This window comes from Sulfurovum sp. bin170 (assembly GCF_010892395.1).
GTDB lineage: Bacteria > Campylobacterota > Campylobacteria > Campylobacterales > Sulfurovaceae > UBA1140.
This window is the reverse complement of the sequence record NZ_JAACKB010000116.1, coordinates 1-5,785: the sequence shown is the minus strand read 5'-3', so window position 1 is coordinate 5,785 and position 5,785 is coordinate 1. Positions and strand designations below refer to the sequence as shown.

At 36.0% G+C, this 5,785-nt stretch carries 4 protein-coding genes; 2 read left to right on the top strand and 2 right to left on the bottom strand.

The window, feature by feature from the left end; translation table 11 throughout:
* On the top strand, positions 1-2,218 hold a 2,218-nt coding region (locus tag GSY74_RS02830), incomplete at its 5' end, for a helicase-related protein (protein WP_164663599.1).
* Positions 2,219-2,263: 45 nt separating this feature from the next.
* Positions 2,264-2,863: a restriction endonuclease gene (locus GSY74_RS02825; RefSeq protein WP_164663598.1), complete on the top strand. Its 600-nt coding sequence runs from the start codon at positions 2,264-2,266 to the stop codon at positions 2,861-2,863.
* On the opposite strand, the gene GSY74_RS02820 is transcribed toward GSY74_RS02825, so the two are convergent.
* Complete coding sequence (locus GSY74_RS02820) at positions 2,847-4,553, bottom strand: ABC transporter ATP-binding protein (RefSeq protein WP_164663597.1); 1,707 nt, start codon at positions 4,551-4,553, stop codon at positions 2,847-2,849. The two genes, GSY74_RS02825 and GSY74_RS02820, sit on opposite strands and share 17 nt — an antisense overlap.
* Before the next feature lie 255 nt (positions 4,554-4,808).
* On the bottom strand, positions 4,809-5,785 hold a 977-nt coding region (locus GSY74_RS02815; RefSeq protein ID WP_223157439.1), incomplete at its 5' end, for a YhcG family protein.

Below are 5,785 nucleotides of genomic sequence, written 5' to 3'. Positions count from 1 at the left end.
GGATGATGAGTATATACGAACTACGCTAGAGGAGTTCAAAACAGAGGCGATAGATAGAAAAGAGCTAGAGATAGAGAACTTTTTGACAATGAAAATAAGCAAGGAGCATCGCTATCTAAACCATTCTGAGATAGACCATCTTGTTCGCAATATGCCACCTGAAGATAATCTGTGTGATATAGATATTCCTCTTGATGTCTTGAAAAATATCATCTCTGAGATTGATTTGGAATATAGAGTTGTTATCGAGGGTGAGAATCTCTATATTGCCAAGGATAAAATCTATTCTCTATATAATAAAGAGTTGCCATATACTGTGGTTGCTACATATACGAGAAGATATATTCATAACCTCATATGGGCAGAGGAGAGACTTCCTATCAAACTAGACATGGCTCATATCAAGAGTAAGACAAAAGCTGATTTTGATTATCTGATAGAGACGCTAGAGGATGAGTTGTACGATTTGAGTGAAGGGTTAGAGCTTAATGAGTCTGTAATCGAGAGACAAATATTGCAGTTTATAGAGCCTCAAATTGTCTCTTCGCACTCTCTAAAGATAAAAGAGAAGATAAAAAAACGCATACATTATCACTTCTTGGAGCATATTAGACCTTTAAAAGAGAGAAAGAAGAAAGAGGAGCTTCTAGCTAAAACTATTCGTGATTTCAAATCTCTTTTCCCAATTGCTAGATTGCTTAAACGCGAGATTATCTTCCATATAGGACCTACCAATAGTGGTAAGACTTATGAGGCGTTACGACATCTCCAAAAAGCAGATACTGGCTACTATCTTGCACCCTTGCGACTTCTTGCTCTTGAGGGGTATGAGAATCTAAAAGCCAAAGGTGTACCTGTATCTCTTATAACAGGTGAGGAGGAGATTATTGATGAGGAGTCTACCCATATCTCCTCAACCATAGAGATGATGAATGCCTCTGTAGAGGTAGATGTGGCTGTGATAGATGAGATACAGATGATAGATGACCGAGATAGGGGTTGGGCTTGGGCAAATGCACTGATTGGTGTACCTGCCAAAAAAGTTATCTTGACAGGCTCTCTCAATGCTCTACAAGCTGTTACGGAACTTTGTGAGTATCTTAATGAACCGTTAGAAGTAATTCATTTTGAGAGAAAAAATGAGCTAAAACTACTCGAATATCCAACAGCGATAAAAGCTATAGAGAGAGGGACTGCTATTGTTGCTTTTTCCAGACGAGATGTGCTTGGAATCAGACAGAAATTATCTGGGAAGTATGAGGTATCTGTGGTCTATGGCAATCTATCTCCAGAGGTAAGAAGAGAGGAGGCTAGACGCTTTAGAGATGGAGAGAGTGAGATACTTGTAGCCACTGATGCTATCGCTATGGGTCTAAATCTTCCAATCAAAACTCTGCTATTTTCCAAAGATAATAAGTTTGATGGACTAAGACGAAGAGAGCTACTCCCCACAGAGGTAGCACAAATCTCAGGTCGTGCAGGACGGTATGGACTTGAAGAGGTTGGATATATCGGTGGGTTGGATGAGAAGATATTAGAGACTATCCAGTCCAAATTTTATACTCCTCTGCCTCCTATACAGCTTCCATTTTCTGTTATGGCTAGTCTTGAACATGTGATGCTTATTGGTGATATATTAGAGACTGAAAATCTATCAATTATACTAAATTTCTTTGCAGAAAATATGGAGTTCGAGGGTCCCTTTGTGGCGGCCAATATCGACTCAATGTTAGAGATTGCATCCATCGTCTCTGAGTATAAGTTAGACCTAAAGACCAGATTTCATCTAGCTTGTGCCCCTGCTTCTATCTCGTCACCATATATCGAATCAGTATTTCACCGATATATCAAACAGCTTGAAGCGGGTCTTGCCGTGGAGTATATCCCACCAAGAGACTTGCCAAAGTTTGCACAGACCAATGAGATGATGCTAAATGCAGAAGATAGAGTCAGAGAGATTTCTCTCTATCTATGGCTATCATTCAAGTTTGGAGAGCTGTTTCTAGACATAGAGAAAGCCCTAGAGGCTAGAGTGAGACTGAACAACTATATAGAAGCTTCTCTAAAGCAAGGAAATTTTGTGAAGCAATGTAACAGATGTGGAAAACATTTGGACTTTACCTATAGGTTCTCTATCTGTGATAGTTGCTTTAGCAAAGGAAAAAAGGGAAACCGTGACTCATCTCGCAGAAATCGTTCTAATCATAGACGAAGATAAAGTTATCTATAATATTGAAAATTATAGCATGGTAGGTGGATAGTATTGACTCTTTTTAAAGCACTAAAATTCAAAATGGATAGATTTTTAATAACTCTTAAGATAAAAAAAGAGCAATATTCTTGGTTTGTAGTATCAAATGACCTAAATCAAGGTCATGCTGTATTTAGACCATCTAGTAAAAGAGAGATAACTTATCATCAATGGGAAAATAATAAAAAAGAGGAGAGGGAGATAAGTGAACTCATTACAACTATTAATGAGTTTCTAGATGTCAATGAGACCAGTGATGAGTATAAAGCCTTTGTGGCAAAACATTACAAGGAGCAAGGCTATACTGTTTGGGAGTATAGCAAAGATATGACAAATAGTGAAGAGCTAGATTTGGTTTTAAAAAAATCTAAAAATATTATACTCGTAGAGTGCAAAAACAGTAGTAAAAACATAGATATGGAACAGATTCTCAATTTTGAAGCTCAAGCTGATAAGTTTCTAGGAGAGAATCAGATTTTTAAAAATTATTGTATTAAGCTTAGATACACCATGGCTAGTCTCTTGTTAGAAGAGGAAGCCTATGATTATGTAAAGAGTCACTCTGATAGGATTGATTATGATATTATTAAGCTAACTACTCCAAAACCTTAGCCAATTTTTGATACTCCAGACAGTTACTCAATAGATTTTTATGCGTATCACGACAAACTATCTCACCAGCTCTAAAGACCAAAATAGCATCAGCACTCTCAATAGTGCTTAACCTATGAGCCACAGTAATAGTTATCATCTCATCTTTGAGACTCTCAAGAGCTTTTTGAATGAGAACTTCACTTTTATTATCAAGTGCCGAAGTAGCCTCATCAAGAATTAATACACTAGGTTTCTTATATAAAGCACGAGCTAGTGCAATTCTTTGTCTCTGTCCACCTGATAGATTATTACCATTTTCAGATAGTAGGGTATCTATCCCCTTATCTAACTTCTCCACAAACTCCAAAGCATGAGCCTTTTTCAGAGCCTCTATAACTCTCTTCTCCTCAATATCCTCTCCATAAGCGACATTATTGGCAATTGTATCATTAAAGATATATATTCGTTGAGTTACGAAAGCTATTTTGCTATGTAAAGACTCCAGAGTTAAATTTTTATTCTCTTCACCATTAATAAGAATCTGTCCACTATTTGGGTCATAAAATCGTACCAAGAGATTGACAAAAGAGCTTTTCCCAGCACCACTATCACCTACCAGTGCGATAGACTCACCCCTTTTCATATCTATAGATATATTATTAAGAGCAGTAGTCTCACCATAAAGAAGCGATACACTTTTAAATTGGATAGAGTCTATATTTTTATCAAGTTCTTTCTCTCCTGATACAATAGTCGGTCTCATATCAAGTAACTCAAACATCCTCTCGTTGGCGACTACAGCATCTTGGGATTGATTATATAGTTTTGAAATCTTTTTGATAGGTGTATATAGCATAAAGAGAGCCGTAGCAAATGCAAAAAAAGACCCAACTGTCATCCTCTCCTCAATAACCTCCATCCCACCAATATATATAACCACACCAATAGCCACTGAACCTAAAATCTCCATAATAGGAGAGGTGAGAGCGTTTACCTTGACCTGTTTGAGCAAATATTTAAAGACATTCTGATTCTCTTTCTCAAACTTCACAGCCTCTATCTCTTGAGTGGAGTTAGATTTTATCACCTCAATATTTGAAAATATCTCACCTATCCGAGAGGTCATAGTAGCTGTACTCTTTTGTGAAAGTTTAGAGTACTTCTTCATCTTTTTAGCCAAACGACTAAGTGGATAGAGTGCCAAAGGCATAATAATCAAAAAATAAAAAGCTAATTTCGGACTCATATAGATAACATATCCAGTCAGTGCCAAGATAGTAAATGACTCACGGATAATATTGGGAATCATAGCGGTCACAACCGTTTGAATTCGAGTAATATCATTGGTAATACGAGACAAAATCTCCCCAGTATGCATAGTCTGAAAAAAGCTCATATCTTGATAACTTAGATGTTTTACAAGATTGTTCCGAAGCTTCTTGACCACATCAAGCCCAATAAATGACATATAGTAGGTCTGCACATACTGCCCAGTTCCTTTGAGGAAAAAGACTCCAAAGAGCAGAAAAGGCATCAGAGCTAACATCGCCTCATCTTTGTTGATAAATACCTCATCTAGCACATGTTTGATGAGGTGTGCTGACCCTGCTGTTCCGATGGCTACGGCTAACATCCCTATAATTGCTAGAATAAATTGGCGTTTGTATCCCATTAGGTAGGGGAGGTATTGTTTGAATAAGTTTTTCATGGCTCTCTTTTTTATATGGGTAAATTTTTATATTCTGTGGTTTGTATGGTTGACATTATGCGTACCTTTTTATATTTTTTGTTATTTTAACATTAAAAAATAATTTTTGTGAGAAATATGTTGAATTGTCATGTTTTTGATTTTGATAAAATCCGTAGGGGGCGATTGCCATCGCACCAATAATAAGCATAAAGAAAAAATCTGTTTTACAATTTAAATAAATGGTGTGATAGCAATCACACCCTACAGAAGTTTTCATAACAACTCCAATAGCTCATCTTCAGATGGTAAATAGAGCTGATATTTAGAGGCTACTATACTCTTATTATCTTTTGGCAAACTATACTTAACCACAGAATCATTTTTATCGGCACAGAGCAAAACCCCAATAGTTGAATTTTCTCTATCTAGTTTTATGATTCTATCATAATAGTTAACATACATCTGTAACTGTCCCATGTCTTGATGTGTAAGTTTATGAGTTTTTATCTCAAAGAGTACATGACATTGAAGCAGTCGATTATAAAAAACCAAATCTATGAAAAAATCATCTCCATCAAGATGAATTCTCTGTTGTCGTGACACAAAAGAGAAACCATTCCCAAGTTCAAGTAGAAAAGATTGTAAATTAGTAATAATCGCTTGTTCTAAATCTCTTTCATAGTAGTGACTTTTCTGTTCAAGTCCTAAAAACTCTAAACACATTGGGTCTTTGATAATTTCACTAAGCTTTTGAGGCAATCGTTCATCTCTTGCTACTGCCAAAATATCCTCTTTGCTAGAACTTAGTAACAATCTCTCATACAGAAAGGAGTTTATCTGTCGTTCCAGTTCTCGACTATTCCAATAATTTTTAATACTTTCAGCTATATAGAACTCTCGTTTATCTTCATCTTTTATTCGTATAAGTAGTTTATATTGTGTCCAGTTCAATTGTGAACGCAATGCGTTCACTTTTGGAAAACTTTTATAAAACTGTAAAAAGAGGTAAAGTTGTCGATATGAATATCCACTTCCATAGAGTGGTTCTATCTCTTTTGAGAGATTTTTAATAACCTGCTTACCATACTCTGCTCTCTCTTTTCCCTCTTGTACCTCTTTGAAAATTCGCTCTCCAACTTCCCAATAGTGCATGGCTCGTTGATTTTCTACAGTACAAACAACTTTTATTTTAGCATTCTCAATAAGTATTTTTACATCATTGACTAAAGTTTGAATATTTTCTAAATTTT